The sequence below is a fragment of the Niallia sp. CD-39 genome (genome assembly GCF_059874745.1).
On record NZ_JCBCPS010000001.1, the window covers coordinates 1,082,115 to 1,100,608 of the forward strand.

Sequence of the window (18,494 nt, forward strand, 5' to 3'; positions counted from 1 at the left end):
AACTCCTTTTCAATTGACATCCATCGTTTCAAAATCAACTTTTGTATGTAAGTTCATTGCTTGTTGTTGAATCTTCCTAGTGTTAAGCTCCCTTTCGGAATCTTCAAGTAAGGGCAACCATACTAGTGTTTCAGGAAGATTTGATCCGAATGATGCATCAATGATCGCTAGGTGTAGAGAAAGCTCATCTTCCATACCTGCTACGATTCCGATCCCGATATGACCATTGATGATTACTTTTGCTTCAGTTATAAGTACTTCTCCAATGTAAAAAAGCGAGTTTTGAGCAGTTTCTCTCATTTTGATCATTGTTAGCCCGTATCGTGGAGAAATGAATTCTTTCCATTCATACTTTGCCATGATCTCTTCCGCTAACCTCTTGGCAAGTTTTTGATCTCCATCGATAAGAATTCTCGTCCTTCTTCGCCTATTCATCCTCTTCACTCCCCTTTGCTCTTTCATCATAACTTGGCGCCAAGTCAATGAATGTTAAGGGTTTACTAACATTGTGTAAATCCATTTACTTCCTTTTTACAAAATCTAAACAACAAAAAAACCTCTACCCGTTTATGAAAGGGTAGAGGTTAGTTAACCGTTAAATCATATTTAAACTTATCACTTCGATATAAAATTTTCGTATATTCTAAAACCTTCTCAGTATTTGTATCAATGCAATTGCTTTCAACCATTAAAAGTGGAATATTCGTGTCAATTGCAAACATTTCTTGTTCATCCATGGTAGGGAATGTAACACTTAGCAACGCTGTACTACTCGTAAAATCTTCATAAAAATGTTTTCGGTAATATGCAAACATTGATTCAATATTCGGACCGTCGGATTTTATATTAGGGAAGGTTTGCTCCCTGACAAACGAACGGTGAATCGCGATCGGCTCCCCATTTAAGTGTCGAACCCTTGCTATTTGGTAGATCGATTCACTTCTATGTGCTTGCAATGCCTCATATATATTTTTTTGAAAAGGAATTTGTTCACATATTATATTCTGAGTATATAAAAGATGTCCTGCTTCCCTCATCTTATCTGTAAAGCTTTCCTTTCCAGTTAAGTGTAGCTTTATGGGAGTCGTTGTCTCCTTTAGATAACGACCTTTTCCTTTTTCAGCATATATAAAACCCCTTCGCTCAAGTTGAGTCAGTGCTTTCCGGACAGTCATGCGTGGAACATTATAATGATCCGCTAACTTGTTTTCCGAAGGAAGCTTTTCTCCAGGTAAAAGTTGCTGATTCATAATCATTTGGAGAATGTCGTCAATAATCCATGCTTCTTTCTCAGTTGACAATGGTATGCCTCCTCTGTACAAAGCAACTACCAGTACTTATTCTCTGTTATTCTACGTATTCCTGCTTCTTTAAGCAAAATAAGCTTTACTTAAGTATCTTTCAATACTCAAGTATCATTCGATTTCTTGAGCACGCTTAAATACTCAGCCCACGGTCCGACATTGTGCCGGTATCTCTCAGACAAAACGCGAACAATCTGAGAAAGGTGAGTTAAATCATGAACTGCCCATGTAGATACAAGTTCTTTTACTTTCACTGTACCAAACGCAGGATGGTATCCCTTATATTCAAGCTTTTCATCCACATCAAGCAATTGTATGAGCTTCCGTAAATTTTGAGTCCGCAACTCTTTAAATAAGTTAATCTCATCATTCATTTCTGTATTGCCTTTCTGTAAATGGGCAAATCGGTCAAAAGCGGGAAATGGTTTTTCTTCACCTTCAGCTAAAATGAACTCTAGTCTCGGCATCCAGTTCGTTCTTTCTGCTTCAATCATATGCTGAACTACTTCTACCGAGTTCCATGTTCCTTCTCCTTCATTGCTCAATAGCCATCCAGAGGACAATCCCATCAATAATGATTCTACTGTTTTAGGAGTACGCTCCAAAATTTCGATAGCCTCGTTCAATTGAAAAGTCATAGATTATTACCTCCCTCTCCACTTATAATTATCTATTATGATCAATCATTTTTCTATAAAAAGCAAAATTGCCTTACCGACAATCCTATATTACCAGATCGGTTAGCAATGTTGGCAAGACTCTCATACAAACCTTAAGAAATTGTGACTTCTGTAGAACTTTGATTAGAAAACGTTCTTCACTACAAAAAGAAACCAGAGTACTATGAATTATATTTGGAGTGAGTTCTAGAATATTCTTAACTATAAAAAAAGAGCAAACATTAAGGAAATGATTCCCAACTTGTTTGCTCTTTGCTTCTAATTTTCTACTGTTGTTACTTCAGAACCAATGATCAATCCAATTGTTCCACAAATGACTAATCCGATTACGATGGAGAACATGGCATACACTCCTTAATCATCTATTGTTGCTTTAAATGTACCATGTTTCACCCTTATCCTCTTTTGTGATTTATGAACATTTTGTTAATCATTTTCCAAACTTTATGACAAATATCATACAGTAGAAGATGATGTAAAAACATAACTTCACTCCTAACGTCTGTACTTGTTAGGTAGAATCTTTCTCCACCCAGAAGATAAACCTTCTTCTTTGCACAATAATCAACATGTTAACTCCACCTTTCATCAACGAATTTTTTACAATTAAAACATTTTATACATTGTAAACTGACGATTCTTGTTTTCCTCCATCAGTTTGGTTACGATTTCTTCACGATGCCATTCTTCACTTGTACGTGTACGCTTTTGAATCGTAATCGTTAAAAATAAAATATTGAGTGTCATAATCTCACCTCCCTTTAAAAAAATACGACTAATGTTCATTTTAGATTATCCTTGCTGGCGGACACTTTTTACAGGCAACGCTTCAACTCCATTGGAATAAAACACTTCCTCCAGGAATTTCAGCCGTTATTTTTCCTTTCGAAATCGCGCCTAACAGCTAATCTAATTAAGAGCCTTCATGCACCAATAATGATATCCAATAGTTTAAGAATTCTCTCAAACAAAAAACCGCAGGGAAAACCCGCTGCGGTAAAATTGGACACAAAAATGCCGCAGGGCACGATTCTCCCTACGGCATGGATTTAATAGGTGCAATTAAGTAAAGAAACCCATTCCAAAGTCGGTCGAATTCGTTTTGTAAAAATATTCATTTTTAAAAGTAATTGAAATGCTCTTGATCATGTTTTTCGACCTCCTTTTCGTTTAGATTCTTATTACATTGGTAAGTATAACCAAAATCAATACAGTTGTAAACACTTTTATTGCATTTATTTGAAAATAGGCAAAATCTAGCCTATAGAGCAAAATGACCCAATATAAACAATGAAAACTTATTTGTAAACATAACTTTTTGAAAATTAGACAAAAAGCTTCATAGTAATATAATAAGCTTCAATTCTTGTACTTATCTAATGCTCTATAAATGAAATCTTGCAATCTACATTTCTAATGCAGCTTCGAAAAACTCACCAAACAACTCTTCATCTGATGGTTTATCTTCTGGAATCGGTTTAGACACCCACGTGTAATTCATATAATGCTTAAGATTCACATTCTCTGAAATAATGTTTCCACCCCATGTTCCACAGCCGAGGCTTGATGTCATCGGCATTCCGTTCGTAAATGATCCTGCATTTGCTTTTGATTGTGGTTGACGAACCATAATTCTACTAACGGGAGCGGCTAACCCTAATCTATGGATATGGTCATCATTGTGTGAGTAAATCCCGCAAGAGTGGCCTTTTCCACCAACTTCATAAATTTGTTTCATCATATCAAGAGCATTCTCAAATTCACCTTCATATTTGTAGACTGCTAGTAATGTCGTCAATTTCTCTCCAGAGAAGAAATGTTCTTTTCCGATCCCATCGCCTATGACAATAATAAACTTTCGATCTTCCTGAATTGTAAACCCAGCCTGCTGAGCGAGTATTTGTGGTGCTATTGCGACTGTAGTCGGCAAGCGGTGCCCCTCCTCATCCCACATAACGGCCTTTAATTTTAACTTTTCTTCTTCATTTGCCAAGTATCCACCTATGTTCACTAGTTCTTCTACCGTTTCATCATAAACCTTGTCACTAATAATTAAGTTTCCATCCGCTGAACAGCCAGATCCATAATCCGATGTTTTACTTAACATTGTATTCATTGCGGCTTCTTTTACGTCTGCTGTCTCATCAATAATCATCGTTGAATTACCAGCACCCACTCCATACGCGGGAGTACCAGAACTGTATGCACTCTTGACCATATCTTTCCCACCAGTTGCAAGCACCATATCTGCCCTTGCCATTAGCGCTTTCGTCATTGGAATATTCACTTTAGTTAAACATTGCAGGAGATCGGCAGGTGCCCCTGCTTTTTCTAGTGCTTCTCGCATTAAACGTACTGTTTCAAAACTTGTGTTTTTGGAGCGTGGATGAGGTGAAAAAATAACTGCATCCCTTGCTTTAATTGCATAAATAGCCGTTCCAGCTGGTGTTAAATCAGGATTCGTTGTCGGAACAATTGACCCGATAATCCCAACAGGCTTTGCGTATTTGACAATACCTTTCTCTGGAATCTCCTCAATAGCTCCTACACTTTTTTGGCGAAGGGCATCTCTTAAAATTCCTCTAATTTTTATTCTTTTCCCCATTCGGCTAACATAATCTCCTAAGCCACTCTCTTCAATTCCCATGTTCACTAATTTGGTGAACGTTTCCTTGTTCGCAACTGCCCATGCAACCGCCTGACATAAGCGATCTAATTGCTCTTGACTATAATTCTCGATTTCTACCATTGCTTTTCTTGCTCGTTCAAATGCCAAATCTAGTTCCTGTTGTTGCTCTTCAGTCAGTTCCTTCTCTTTGCTAATGGGTTTTGTAGACAATGTGAATCCTCCTCGTTCCAGTTCTTTTTTTATTGGATCGAATCCATCTCTTCACTTCAAATAGATCTCTTTTGGGTTCATAGCCTTAAGCCGTTACATGAGTGACTTTTTTACCCGGTGAATAAATATCCATTATATTCCAATGACCATCCGTTGGAACTGGATTATTTAACATCGCTACATCAATAACCACAGGTTTATTGCTATTGATTGCTTTTTCTAATGCTGGTTTAAATTCTTCAGCGCTGTTAATTTTCACTCCTTCTATCCCATATGCTTTTGCAATTTGTGCATAATCCGGAGAATAAGGTTCACCCTCTTTATGAAACAGTGTTCCAAAAGTAGTTCCAAAATGCGCTTTTTGCAATCCGGCAATCGTCCCAAAAGCAAAGTTATTCATAATCACCCATACAACTGGAATATTTTCTTCTGCTGCAGTAGCAAGCACCGACGGGTTTTGTCCAAATCCGCCATCTCCAACTAAGGACACTACAACCTTCTCTGGCTCAGCAATCTTTGCCCCTAGTGCTGCAGGTGCACCAAAGCCCATCGTTGCATAGCCGCCAGGAGTTAGTATTGTACCCGCTTCATAGATTGGGAACTGTTGCCCAACTCCATTTTTATTCCAGCCAACATCTGTCGTGATAATAGCATCCTTAGGTAATACTTCTCGTACCTCTTCAACGATTCGTTGTGGCATCATCGGGAAGCAATTATCTTCTACAAACTTACGGTTTGCTTCTTTAAACTGAATTCTGTTTTTCTTAATCTCATCCTTCAATGTCTCGATCTTTTCCCGCTTCACACCATTTGGAAAAAGTTCATTTGCAACAGTATTTAAAGTTTTCAAAGCTTGTTTTAGATCAGCTACGACTCCAATTTCTACAGGAAAATTTCTTCCGATTTCATTTGGGTCAATATCGACTTGAATCAATTTCGTGTCTTCATAATTAAACGTATATTCTGGTTCCCATGAACTACTGTCTGCTTCCGCAAAGCGTGTACCGAGTCCCAAAATATAATCCGCTTCTCTCGTTTGATCATTGATAAACTTTGTACCCCAAAAACCAGTCATACCTAAAGTTAGAGGGTGAACATCTGATACAGCTCCTTTGCCCATTAATGAATAGGCAACTGGCATATTTAGTATATCTACCAACTCTCTTAATTCGTCTGCAGCATTAGCTAGCATAATCCCACCGCCAACATAAAATAGCGGTCTTTTAGCATCTGCTAGTTCTAAAATGATCTTTTTAGCTGTCTCACGATCGATTGTTGGTTTATGAAGCGTTTTTGCGTTGCGCCTTTGCTTATCAAAAAATGATGTATCAATCTCCATAGAGAAAATATCCATCGGTACTGAAACCAATACAGGGCCAGGATTACCGCTTTCAGCTAGATTAAATGCTTTTTCAAGAATTTCTGGAAATAAATGTGCGCTATCTACACGCCACGCTCTTTTAACAAATGGACGGAAAATTTCATACTGAGTCGCATCACCATGTAAATTTACCTCTTGATGTGGGTGCTTCCCATAGTAATGAGTCGGGACATCACCAGCAATTACTACCATTGGAATCGAGTCTAAAGCTGCGTTTGCAACACCTGTTGCTGCATTTGTTAATCCAGGTCCTAGATGACTCAAAACGACTGATGTCTTCTTTTTTACTCTTGCATACCCATCGGCGATGTGAGCTGCAATCTGTTCATGCCTAACATTAATAAATCGAATTGAACTTTTTTCAAGTTCAGAGAGTACAGCAATATTGGTGTGACCACATAAACCAAAAATATGCTCTACTCCTCTTTCTTCAAGATATTGTACCAGTTGATTTGAAATTAACTTTTTCACCCTTTATTCCCCCTTAAAATCGATAAGTATTTTGCCATATTGACCCGAAGTTGCATAAACATATGCAGTTTCATAATCATTTAATGGAAAAACCTTTGAGATAATAGATGTGACATTAAAGCTTTCATCCATTAAATATTCTAAGCATTTCGAGAAATCTTCTGGAAAATTATAAATAATTGAACCTTGTATTGTGATCTCATTCCTTACAATTTGAACAATAGGTAAAGTTGCTTCAGGAGTTAATCCAATTAAGATCACTGATCCACCTTGTTTTACAATTCGTACCGATTGTTCCACAGCCTGCTTGACTCCTGCAGCTTCGACAACCACATCAAATTTTTTATCCTCTACTTCACTAGGGAGCATGATTGTGGAACCAAAAGTCCCCTTTACTTTTTCTAACTTCGACTGATTAATATCAATTGCGGTAACTTTTGCCCCTAAGAAGGTAGCAAGCGAGATCGCCAGCATCCCTTCGGTTCCACATCCAATGATTGCAACATTTGTATCCTTTGTAATTACAGCCTTTTCAAACGCATGAGTTATGACAGCCAACGGTTCAATTAATACCGCTTTTTCATCTGGCAACTCTTCTGGAACTCTCAATACATACTTCGAAGAAATCTGAATTTCTTCTGCAAAAATTCCATCAACATTTACACCTAAAGATTCTTTGTAAAGGCAGATGTTTCGATTCCCTTCTAAACAATTTTCACAATCTCCACAAAAAGTATTTGGCGTAATTACAACTTTTGAACCAATCTTAAGAGAAACATGCTCACCAACTCCTGTCACTCTGCCTACCAATTCGTGACCAGGACAAATTGGATATTTTGCGTGAGCGATTTTCCCTTTATACACTCCAACGTCTGAACCACATATTCCACCAAATATAAGCTTAACTCTAACCTCATCAGCTTTTAATGGGGATTCTAAGCGCAATTGTTTCAGCTCTAGTTCTCCTGGTTTATTCAAATATAACCCTAACATGATAAAACACCCCATAGTCTAAGTTAGAACGATCTCATTTATACCATCATTATTCATGCAAATTCTATCATTAAGCTATGCTTTATTTTGATTTTGCTCTTATTCTATTGAATTTTAATTGTATCGATCTAATTTTGTGTTGTACTTACTACTATCATTGTACTCTAGATACTCTTTGGCAGTTTCTAAACATTTTCTTGCAAACTGTTCATATCCTAATTCTTTTACTCTCTTTAAATTTGGGATTTCTAATGAACAGGGGATTTCTGTTGGAATGCTATTAATGATTGCATCTATATTGATTCCGCCTTCACCAACATACAGCCTTTCCTCCCTTAACGTCCGTATCATTTCTTCTTCAGTTAAAGGGTGTTCTGCTGGTGCATCACATAAGTGAAAATACCGAAAGTACTCATTTGGTATTTTCTGCAAATCTTCTATGCGGTCACCTGATCGATGAAAGTGATGTGTATCAATCATCAGCCCTGAATTGCTTCTATTGGCAGCGTTCAGAATCTCCATTGTCGATGATAGATCCTTTACACTTGCTATTGGCACAAACTCAAGCTCAACGGTTAGTTCATATGGTTTTGCTAAATCACATATTTCTGCAAACATTTCAATGGCATAATTACGGTCATCGACCCATATGCTACTTAAAACATGTTTACCACCTAGCTCAGCAGCTACTTCAAATGCAGGCAAGTAACTCTTAGGATTCATACCAGCAAAGATTTTTGCTAATTCAATATCCAAGAGTTTAATCCCTGTGTCTCGAAGTGCATGTTTTGTTTCTTTCATCATGGGTTTATTCTTTGCTAGATCGTAATTTGGTTCACCTGGAAGTCCCATATATATAGGCCTTAGACCAACATAATCATAGCCCGCTTTATCTGCGATATAGATAAATTCCGGTGGGCTACAATCAAGTGCCGTTAAATGAGCAATAGAAAATTCTCTTTGCATCGCCTAACCTCCTCAGTATATATGAAAGAACTCAATCTTGATCAAGTGCTTTCTATTTTTTTCTGACTAGAAACTTTTGCATGTAATTTTTTTGCCGTACCAGCTTTAAGTAAGTAGCTGCCACCTTTTTCGTCAAGCGAATTCATCATTTCTCTGGAGGTAGTGATTAGGCTTTCTAAGTCAATTCCAGTATTAACGCCGACCTCGTGAAAAGCATGCACCAAATCCTCTGTTGCAACATTCCCTGTAGCACCTGGTAAATAAGGACATCCACCTAATCCACCAATCGAGCTATCAAAATGAATGACTCCCTGTTGCAAAGCCGCGATTGCATTCGCAATTGCAAGCCCACGAGTATTGTGAAGGTGTAAAGTAAAAAGAATAGATGGAAAATCTCTTTTTAATTTCCCAATTAATGTATACGTTTGAAGCGGATTGGCACTACCTGTTGAGTCTGCAAGTGAGATTTCATTAATCCCCATCTCACGATATCTCAATATAATCTCAGAAAGCCTAGCATAAGGAACTTTTCCTTCAAATGGACAGCCGAACGCAACTGAAATCGAGCCTCCAACTTCCACCTTTTCTTGTTGAGCTAGTTCAATAATCGCTTGAAATCCGCCTTGTGCTTCCTTTGTTGTGCAATTCGCATTAGATAAACTGTGAGAATCTGTAGCTGATAACATTAATTTGAACTTTCTTATTCCAGCATCAATCGCTCTCTCAGCTCCTCTTACATTCGGGACCAATGCTCTAAACTTTACCCCATCAATATCTTTGCATCCTTTTACAACCTCTGCAGCATCTTTTAATTGAGGGATTGCTTGCGGATGAACAAAGGATGTTAACTCTATGCTCTTCACACCCGTTTTTATAATCGCTTTAATATAAGCGATTTTATCTTCAGTCGGGATCCATTTATCATAGATTGCTTGAAAACCATCCCTAGGAGCAACTTCACAAATTTCCGCTTTTGCAGGCAAATGCAATAAATTTTCCATTAAAACACCCCTTCAAAAAGATTTGGTTCATGCCATATCATTAAGATCATTTTACGAACCAAATCGTATGATAGATTATTATTCTCATAAATCACCCTTCAGAAAAATTATATCGATCTAATTTTAAATAAAAAAATAAAGCCAACTAATCATTCATAAGTAAAGTAAGCGCTATCATTAGCATACATGAATGTTTAGAAATTTGCAATTACTTTACTGATTTTTCTTAATTTATAGACGATTACTCGAAGAGTTAGTATTATAAAGGTGGATCGTTCTAAAGTTTGCGTTTTTTCACACATATACATTTCTAAAGGTTTTAAGGTGAATGGATCAAGCTTTTCAAGCGGGGTTTATCACCTTTTTAATAGGAGGAGTTACTTCATGGTTCGTTTTTATATATATTTCGCTTTAATTGCCTTGTTTTTAGTTTCAAATTTTATACCTTTCTCATTCATTTCTTATTTAATTGGAATTCTTGCTCTATGTGCAATTCTTCTATCGCTCTTTCATGCAAAAGGATTATACCTTTATTCTGGAATCATCTTTTTAACAACAGGTTTCGCTTTATTTATTTTTAACGTGATTAATGAGAACTTAGCCTTTTTTGATCTCTTTATCTATTTTGATTCAATGCTAGGCATTCTCTCATTTTTCGTCGTACTCCCTTTTATTCATTCTCTTATTCGAATAGGGAAGTATGATATTCAATTAAGGTCCCTATTACAATATCGGGTAAACAATATCAATCAATTGTATAGAAAGAGTTTTTTTGTTACTCATATTCTAGGATTGTTCTTAAACATCGCAACAATTCCGATTATGAAAAACACGATGATGGGTATGTTTAAGCAAATACCAATAGAGTTAACTAATCGGTTTTTTTCACATAATCTGCTAAGGGCTTACACACTTTGTCTAATGTGGAATCCACTAGAAATCATGGTCATTACATCATTAGCATTAACGAATTCAAATTACTTCACATTGTTTCCAATCATTTTTTTAATCGTTTTATTATTCACTTCATTAGATTTGGTTCTATCAAAATATAGATATGCTACTAATAAATTGGATATAAAGCATGAAGAATACATCTCATTAATCAACATCTACAAGAAAATTACTGAGATGTTTATTCTACTTTTACTACTAGTCTTATCCATTTCGCTGTTACAACATTTAGTTAATATTGGTTTCCTCCTATCTTTTGTCATTGTAGCATTTCCATTTTCATTTGTATGGGCATTATACAAAGGAAGACATAAGCGATATTTAAGTATAGCTATGCCACAATGGTTCGAGAAAACGAAAGGACTTGCAAATTTTTTCTTTTTATTTTTATGTGCCGGTTTTTTTGTCGAAATGATCATGGAGGCTAACCTTCTTTTATTCTTACAACAATGGTTCTTACACTTTTCTGACCAAACGTTATCCTTCTATTTATTAATTGGTCTATATTTCTTAATTGCTTCATTCAGTGGATTCCATCCTCTTGTTTCTTTGACTTTACTAGGCGCACTATTAGATCCAATTTTACCTACTAGCACACCCATTACTTTATCGGCCGTCATGATTACATGTAGCTTAGCTTCTGTCATGTATAGCCCATTTAACTTGTCTGTATCAATATTAGCAGAACAATTAGGGATTAACCCGATGAAGATCAGTAAGTGGAATCTACTATTTGCTGCATCTTTAATGATCATTTGTATCTTCATTTCCTATACTTTAAGCTTGGTGATTTATTAAGAACATCTTTGATTATCCCTTTTGGAGTAAGTTTCCACGAGCATGAAGTGAGCAGCATCGTCGATGTCGCCACTGCTGGCTTCACCTGACACGGTTTTCTCGTTGGACAAGGAGTAACGAACCAAGTTCGTTTTAGGAAGGTCTACCAATACTCATTGATCATTTCGTAGAGCAGCCGATCTTTAGATGGAAAAATTCCACTTATTCAACCAGATAACAAACCTTTTATGTGAATAAATGGAAAGTTTTCAGCTTTTTTTATGGGGGCAGACTATTTCGACATCTTAAATCTGCTTATTTGCAATTTCTAGACTTTATCTTGCGAAAAACCTGTCATATTCCCGAAAATCTGTTTTTATCTAGCGTTTTTTTCTTTTTATTTTTTATCTGACAAGCTTTAATGCTTATAAACTTATAAATTCTTAAAAAGTAAAAAAAAGATCGTGATGTCCACGATCCTTTACGTTGTTTATGATGAACTTCGAACAACTAGTTCTGGCTGTAATATGATTCGTTGATTTGTTCGGTCATAATTGACAATTCTTTGATTTAATAGACTTGCTGCTTGAGATCCTATTAAGCGGGCATGAGATGAAATTGTCGTTAATGGAGGATTATAAAGAGGTGCTTCATTGTTATTATCAAAACCGACAACAGCAAACTCCCTTCCAGGCTCAATACTTGCACTATTTAATCCTAGCAAAACACCATTAGCAACAAGATCATTAAAACAAAACGCAGCAGTCGGACGGTCTTCTTGAAACAATACTTTTCGTAAAGCTTCCATGCCCCCATCTCTAGTTACTGGACTTTCTACAATTAGATTGTTATCACTTGCTATACCTGAATGCTTTAAGGCATTTTTATACCCATTACACCTTTCCTTCCAAGCTGAAGATTCAGCAGTTCCACCAAGAAACGCAATTCTACGATGACCACGCTGAATTAAATGGTTCACAGCCATCTGTGCTCCAACTGCATAGTCTACTCCAGCATAATCAGATGTAATCCCCTCAAGCTCCCTAACCGCTAAAACAAGTGGTATATCAATATTTTTGATTCGCTGAATACTCTCAACACTTGTTTTTGAAACAGGGCATAGAATAATACCACCTACTCGATGCTCTAGCATCCTAGAGATTAACTCCTGCTGTTTATGATCCGAGTCATAAGTGGTGCCTAAGAAAACTGTATAACCTGAATCCTCTAAGGTTTGATGGACACCTCTTAAAAACTCCGCATAAAAAGGGTTGGCTATGTCTGTTATAATGAGCCCCACAGTGGAAGATGACTGAGATCGCATATTTGCAGCAATTCGATCATAAACATAGCCTAGCTCCTTCATAGAATGAAGGACCTTATTTCTCGTTTTCTCAGCAATTTTCGGGCTTCCTCTGACAATCAATGAAGCTGTTGCCCGTGAAACTCCAGCATGGTCTGCAACATCCTGTAAGGTAACACGTTTTTTTTGATGTATCATTTGTCTATCACCAGCTAACAATAATTGGATTATATGTACTAAACTTTCTAAAATTCATCTACAAATTCTTATATAATCCCAATTATATGTAGTGATTGCATGTTATGTCAACCGCCCATCAAATCGACCAGGAATAATGAAAGCTGCGGTATAAAGGTAAGGAATAATAACGTTATTATCATTGCAATAAAAAATGGTATAGTTGCTTTAGCAATTGCTCCGACAGATAACCCCGAAATTCCAGAGCCGACGAATAAGTTCACACCTAGTGGTGGGGTAATGAACCCAATTGCTAAGTTGACAACCATAATTAAGCCAAAATGAATTGGATCGACTTCAATACCAATTGCAATTGGCAATAGCAATGGAGTTAAAATAATGATTGCAGCCACTGTATCCATAAAGCAACCAACTATTAGTAATAGTACTGTAATTAAAAGCAAGATAACGATTTTATTATCAGAAATCGATAGTAGCCCTTCCGTTATTTGTCTCGGAATTTGTTCTACAGTTAAAACTCTTCCAAAAGCCGTTGCCGTTCCGACTATTAACATAATCGTTGCCGTCGTGATCCCTGAATCAATTAGTAATCTAGGAAGATCTTTTATTTTCAACTCGCGGTATAAAAATAACCCTGCCACTAATCCATAGACTACTGCAATTGCGGCTGCTTCAGTTGGCGTAAACGCCCCTCCATAAATACCACCGAGAATAATAATCGGAACTAATAATGCCCATTTTGCATCCCATGCCGCTTTCAAAAATTCACGAAATGTGCTTTTTCCAAGTCCTTTATAGCCTTGCTTTTTAGAATAAATGTACGCCCAAATCATTAGGGCGATACCTACCAATATCCCTGGAATTATCCCGGAGATAAATAACTTTCCAATTGATTGACTTCCAACTACCCCATACATAACCATAGGAATACTTGGTGGAATGATTACTCCTATGGACCCAGCAGCACAGACAACTGCTGTCGCAAATTTTTTATCGTATCCAACCTTCACCATCGCAGGAATCATAATCCCCCCGACAGCTGCTACTGTTGCAGGACCAGACCCTGAAATTGCCGCAAAGAACATGCAGGTAATAATCGCAGCCATCGCGATCCCACCTGTTCGATCCCCGACTATCGTATTCGCCACTTTGAAAAGACGATCAGAAAGTCCGCCCTTTCCCATAATCTCACCAGCAAGGATAAAGAAAGGGACCGCCAATAGAGGGAAAGAGTCTACAGAAGTAATCAGGCCTTGTGCTAAAAACTCTAATGGTACTGAACCTGTATATATAATTGTTATTAATGTAGCTAGTCCAATTGAGATTCCAATTGGTACACTAAGGAATAAAAACAATGCTAAACTACCAAATAACACGAATGAAGTCATTACATATCCACATCTCCTCTTAACTAACTAAAATTAATTTTTATTATTGAGTAGCACCCTTTCCTCCTCCTAGTTTTTTGCATTGCATAAAGATTTGTTGACTGAGTCGAATAGAAGTCAGTCCCATCCCGACCGGACCAGCTAAATATACAAATCCTATTGGAATATTAAGTGCAGGTGTTTGCTGTCCCCATGTTAAAAGCTTCATTGTAATTTCAAAACCATATATAACTGCAAATAAGGAAAAAGCTAAGAATAGAAGATTTCCAATAATTCCAACGATCACTTGTCCCTTTTCCTTTAGCGCTAAGAAAATAACCTCTACTCTCATATGTCTTTGCTTTTTTACAGCATAGCTAATCCCTAAAAAGATTAACCAAATAAAGCAATATCTTGCTAACTCTTCAGACCATGACAATGAACTATCCATGACATACCTCATAAACACTTGAGTCGAGGTAACCACAACCATGATGGCTGAAAAAAAAGCGATTAATACTTCTTCAAAATGTTCATCTAGCCACTTTAAACCTCCCAAAACCTTCACCACCTCTATTACTTTCGTTAAGAAATTACTAAAACTCTTATCCTTACATTCTTTCAATAACTATGTAGAGATATAGTAAGGGAGAAAATCTCCCTTACTTTTAACGTAATTTATCAATCTCACTTAATAACTCATCAACTAACTCTTTGCCCAAACTTTCTGAAAATTTATCATATACAGTACCGACCTTTTCAAAGAAGGCTGCATTCTCTGCATCCGTTAATTCCGTAACTATCATGCCGTGATCTGTTAAAATTTTATAACCATCTTCGTCTTCTTGTTGATTTAATTGTCGTTGATAGTCTTTTGCTTCATCTGCTGCTTCTCTTACTGCTTGTTTTTCTTCATCAGATAGTCCATCCCAAAATGCTTTACTAAGTAAAAATGGGCTCGAGTTGTATACATGTCCCGTCTTCGTTAAGTATTGTTGTACTTCATAAAATTTATTCCCTGTCACATTTCCAACAGGATTTTCCTGAGCATCAACTACCCCTTGTTGTAACCCTGAGAAAAGCTCAGTAAATGCCATTGGAGTTGGGTTTCCACCTAGTGTTGACCATATGCTCATGTGTAAATCATTTTCTAAAGTACGAATTTTTAATCCAGCTACATCTTCAGGTGTTCTTACTTCTCTTACATCATTCGTTAAATGCCTAAATCCATTTTCCCAATAATTTAACCCTATTACATTTTGGCTTTCCAACTCATCTAATATCTTCGTTCCAAAATCACCATCTAAAATTTCATAGGCAATATCTGAGGTTGGAAATAAAAAAGGAAGGTCAAATATATTAAATGACGGCACAAACTGTGCGATCGGGCCCGTCGACATTGTTGTTCCCTGAATAGAATCAAATTGTAAGGATTCAAAAACCTCACGATCACCACCTAATTGACCATTAGGATAAACTTCAGCTTTAATTGAACCATTTGTTTTCTCTTCAACTAGCTCACCAAATTTCACTAAGCCTTTCGTCAATGAACGATCATCAGCTGTTACAACTGCTAATTTCATCACTTTTTCTGAGCCTTGGCTTTCTCCTTCTATACTTCCACTGTCGTTGCTTGCTGTATCTCCACTACAGGCACTTAAAAATAATAAACACAATACTGCAAATAATACCTTTTTCATTACATACACCCCTTATTTTAATTGTTTCAATAACCTAAAAAGATAACGCTTACATTTCAGTACTTCAAAATAGTTCTCAAAAAGTAGAATACAATTATGATATACCATAAATGACGAGTGATATTTGTAGACAGCGCTTACAATTAAATAAGAAAAATAAATGGACTTGTTATCCTCCTTACACATGAATTGAATCGATCTAATTTCTTAATAGAGTAATGAATTAATAATCTTTAAAAAGAGTATATAATAAATTAGATCGATAAAACAAGTATAAATTTATATAATTCTAAATTATCTATATTTAATTAATATACATAAGTACTTTTAAAGTAGGTATTAAGGACTAAATAAATAATTTTTCTCACAAAATAAGTATGAAACTCTTCTAATTTCAATCGATCTAATTTTAATAATGCTCTTTTATATTCTAGTTCCTTTATTATTATTACAAAGGAAAGCCTGTAGAGCACATTGCCCTACAGGCTGTTGATTACATTATTGTCCTAACGCGAATTTTAAATCGTCTATTAAGTCTTCTGCATCTTCTAATCCTACTGAGATTCGAACCAGGCCATCTGTAATCCCTAATTCTGCACGTCTTTCAGCTGGAATGGAAGCATGTGTCATACGTGCTGGAACTGAGATTAAGCTTTCAACCGCTCCTAAACTTTCTGCCAATGTAAAATACTTCACTTTACTTAGCAGCTCATCTGCTTTGGCTTGACTTCCTACATCAAAGGAAACCATTCCGCCAAATCCCCCAGCTTGCTTTTTCGCAAGTGCATGATTTGGGTGTGTTTCCAATCCTGGATAATAGATCTTTTCAATTGCTGGATGAGATTGTAAAAATTCAACAATCGCTTTCGTATTACTTTCCGTTTCCTCCATACGAACTCCAAGTGTCTTAATTCCACGCATTAATAACCATGAATCCTGCGGTCCTAGTACGCCCCCTGTAGAGTTTTGAACAAAGTGGAGTTGTTCGGCAAGTTCTGTAGAGTTTACAACAACTAGCCCTGCAACAACGTCGCTATGTCCCCCAAGGTATTTTGTTGCACTATGAAGCACTATATCAGCACCAAGCTCGATTGGATTTTGCCAATATGGAGTTGAGAATGTATTATCGACTACAGTTAAGAGCTTATGCTTCTTTGCAATGGTCGCTACACCTGCTACATCCGTTATCTTTAACAATGGATTCGTCGGTGTTTCAATAAAGATTGCTTTCGTGTTAGGCTGGATATTTTCTTCAATCTTGCTTATATCACTCGTATCCACAAATGTCGATTCAATTCCAAATCGATTTAATACTTTTGACATGACTCGATATGTACCACCGTACACATCGTCCGTTAAAACGACATGATCCCCACTATCTAAGAGCATCATAACGGCTGTAATAGCAGCCATTCCAGAGCCAAAGGCAAAGCCTGCCTTTCCTCCCTCTAAATCTGCGATCAAAACTTCGAGGGCATGACGTGTTGGGTTACCCGTACGAGAATATTCAAACCCTTTAAAGTTGCCAACACCGTCTTGCTTATATGTGCTTACTTGATAAATCGGAGTAGACACTGCACCTGTGCTTTCATCTCCAAAAATTCCACCATGAATCAATTTAGTTTTTCTACGCAATTAAATCCCTCCTTCAAAGATTTTTTTACTTAAATAACGCTCGCTTCCATCAGGAAATACGACAACGATATTCATTCCGTCTTCCGCTATTTCCGCCTCTTTAAGCGCTGCATGTAATGCCGCTCCCGATGAGCTACCAACGAGCAAGCCTTCCTGTTTCGCCAATTGTTGTACACGAGTAAATGCATCCACATCATCAATCGTATGAATGCTATCAAAATAAGTACTGTCCATGTAATCAGGCAAGAATTCCATTCCAATGCCTTCTGTTTTATGAGGTCCAGGTTCTCCACCATTCAAGATCGATCCTTCTGGTTCAACAATGACTGTCTTGACCGATTCCTTTTGCTCTTTTAAGAAACGTGCTGTCCCCATGAAAGTACCACCTGTACCTGCACCTGAAACAAAAACATCGATATTCCCTTCAAGTTGCTCCCATAGTTCTGGGCCTAATGTTTTGTAGTACGTCTCTGGATTGGAGGGATTGCCAAATTGCTGCGGGCAGTAAGAGTTTGGAATTTCATTAAGCAGCGATTTTGCTTTTGCAATTGCACCAATCATGCCTTCACTAGTTGGGGTGTGGACGATTTTCGCACCAAGGGCCTTCATAATTTCTTGCTTCTCAATACTGAATTTTTCTGGCATACACACAACAACATTGACATTATATTTTAACGCAGCTAATGCAAGGCCAATCCCAGTGTTGCCTGCTGTAGGTTCAATTACTGTTCCACCAGGTTTCAATTGCCCTGAAGCAATTGCGGCTTGAATTAACTCTTGCCCTAGTCGATCTTTTACACTTCCACCGGGGTTCATATATTCAAGTTTGGCTAAAAGTCGAACTCCTTTTGGCAGAGAAAAGGTCGATAATTCGACAACTGGCGTATGACCAATTAGCTCATGTACATTTCTATAAATACGCAAA

General features: G+C 37.0%; 16 protein-coding genes. 1 reads left to right on the forward strand and 15 read right to left on the reverse strand.

Features of this window, described 5'->3' with window-relative positions; translation table 11 throughout:
- Nucleotides 1–9 precede the first annotated feature (9 nt).
- The 9 genes from phnG to AC6F34_RS05600 form a co-directional block, all read right to left on the reverse strand.
- A complete protein-coding gene (phnG, locus tag AC6F34_RS05560) occupies nucleotides 10–435 on the reverse strand; it encodes a phosphonate C-P lyase system protein PhnG (protein WP_500769770.1) in 426 nt (141 codons plus the stop codon).
- 149 nt (nucleotides 436–584) lie between these two features.
- Entirely contained in the window at nucleotides 585–1,301 is a 717-nt protein-coding gene (locus AC6F34_RS05565; protein ID WP_500769772.1) for a GntR family transcriptional regulator, read from the reverse strand.
- A gap of 107 nt (nucleotides 1,302–1,408) precedes the next feature.
- Nucleotides 1,409–1,942 (reverse strand): DinB family protein, encoded by a 534-nt coding sequence (locus AC6F34_RS05570; protein WP_500769774.1) that lies wholly within the window; start codon nucleotides 1,940–1,942, stop codon nucleotides 1,409–1,411.
- 648 nt (nucleotides 1,943–2,590) lie between these two features.
- A complete protein-coding gene (locus AC6F34_RS05575; protein WP_500769776.1) occupies nucleotides 2,591–2,731 on the reverse strand; it encodes a YrzI family small protein in 141 nt (46 codons plus the stop codon).
- Nucleotides 2,732–3,389: 658 nt separating this feature from the next.
- Entirely contained in the window at nucleotides 3,390–4,823 is a 1,434-nt protein-coding gene (locus AC6F34_RS05580; protein ID WP_500769778.1) for an aldehyde dehydrogenase family protein, read from the reverse strand.
- A gap of 85 nt (nucleotides 4,824–4,908) precedes the next feature.
- Complete coding sequence (locus AC6F34_RS05585) at nucleotides 4,909–6,675, reverse strand: thiamine pyrophosphate-binding protein (protein WP_500769780.1); 1,767 nt, start codon at nucleotides 6,673–6,675, stop codon at nucleotides 4,909–4,911.
- A gap of 3 nt (nucleotides 6,676–6,678) precedes the next feature.
- A complete protein-coding gene (locus AC6F34_RS05590) occupies nucleotides 6,679–7,668 on the reverse strand; it encodes a zinc-dependent alcohol dehydrogenase (protein ID WP_500769782.1) in 990 nt (329 codons plus the stop codon).
- Between the two features lie 114 nt (nucleotides 7,669–7,782).
- Nucleotides 7,783–8,634, reverse strand: a complete 852-nt coding sequence (locus AC6F34_RS05595; RefSeq protein WP_500769784.1) for a sugar phosphate isomerase/epimerase family protein — start codon at nucleotides 8,632–8,634, stop codon at nucleotides 7,783–7,785.
- Between the two features lie 41 nt (nucleotides 8,635–8,675).
- Nucleotides 8,676–9,635, reverse strand: a complete 960-nt coding sequence (locus AC6F34_RS05600; RefSeq protein ID WP_500769786.1) for a hydroxymethylglutaryl-CoA lyase — start codon at nucleotides 9,633–9,635, stop codon at nucleotides 8,676–8,678.
- A 384-nt stretch (nucleotides 9,636–10,019) separates the two neighbouring features.
- On the opposite strand from AC6F34_RS05600, the gene AC6F34_RS05605 reads away from it, so the two are divergent.
- Nucleotides 10,020–11,387 carry a hypothetical protein gene (locus AC6F34_RS05605; RefSeq protein ID WP_500769788.1) on the forward strand — a complete coding sequence of 456 codons (1,368 nt, stop codon included), beginning with the start codon at nucleotides 10,020–10,022 and terminating at the stop codon, nucleotides 11,385–11,387.
- A gap of 469 nt (nucleotides 11,388–11,856) precedes the next feature.
- Here the strand turns inward: AC6F34_RS05605 and AC6F34_RS05610 are convergent, their stop codons facing one another.
- The 6 genes from AC6F34_RS05610 to AC6F34_RS05635 all read right to left on the reverse strand — a co-directional run bounded on the left by AC6F34_RS05610 (nucleotide 11,857) and on the right by AC6F34_RS05635 (nucleotide 18,493).
- A complete protein-coding gene (locus AC6F34_RS05610; protein ID WP_500769790.1) occupies nucleotides 11,857–12,867 on the reverse strand; it encodes a LacI family DNA-binding transcriptional regulator in 1,011 nt (336 codons plus the stop codon).
- Nucleotides 12,868–12,974: 107 nt separating this feature from the next.
- Nucleotides 12,975–14,255, reverse strand: a complete 1,281-nt coding sequence (locus tag AC6F34_RS05615; RefSeq protein ID WP_500769792.1) for a TRAP transporter large permease — start codon at nucleotides 14,253–14,255, stop codon at nucleotides 12,975–12,977.
- A gap of 43 nt (nucleotides 14,256–14,298) precedes the next feature.
- Nucleotides 14,299–14,793: a TRAP transporter small permease gene (locus tag AC6F34_RS05620; protein WP_500769794.1), complete on the reverse strand. Its 495-nt coding sequence runs from the start codon at nucleotides 14,791–14,793 to the stop codon at nucleotides 14,299–14,301.
- A gap of 109 nt (nucleotides 14,794–14,902) precedes the next feature.
- The gene (locus AC6F34_RS05625) at nucleotides 14,903–15,934 is read right to left on the reverse strand and encodes a TRAP transporter substrate-binding protein (protein WP_500769796.1); all 1,032 of its coding nucleotides are present in this window, start codon (nucleotides 15,932–15,934) and stop codon (nucleotides 14,903–14,905) included.
- A gap of 498 nt (nucleotides 15,935–16,432) precedes the next feature.
- Nucleotides 16,433–17,569 carry a bifunctional cystathionine gamma-lyase/homocysteine desulfhydrase gene (locus AC6F34_RS05630; protein WP_500769798.1) on the reverse strand — a complete coding sequence of 379 codons (1,137 nt, stop codon included), beginning with the start codon at nucleotides 17,567–17,569 and terminating at the stop codon, nucleotides 16,433–16,435.
- Nucleotides 17,570–18,493 (reverse strand): PLP-dependent cysteine synthase family protein, encoded by a 924-nt coding sequence (locus AC6F34_RS05635; RefSeq protein ID WP_500769800.1) that lies wholly within the window; start codon nucleotides 18,491–18,493, stop codon nucleotides 17,570–17,572. It lies immediately after the preceding gene.
- Between the last annotated feature and the right edge of the window lies 1 nt (nucleotide 18,494).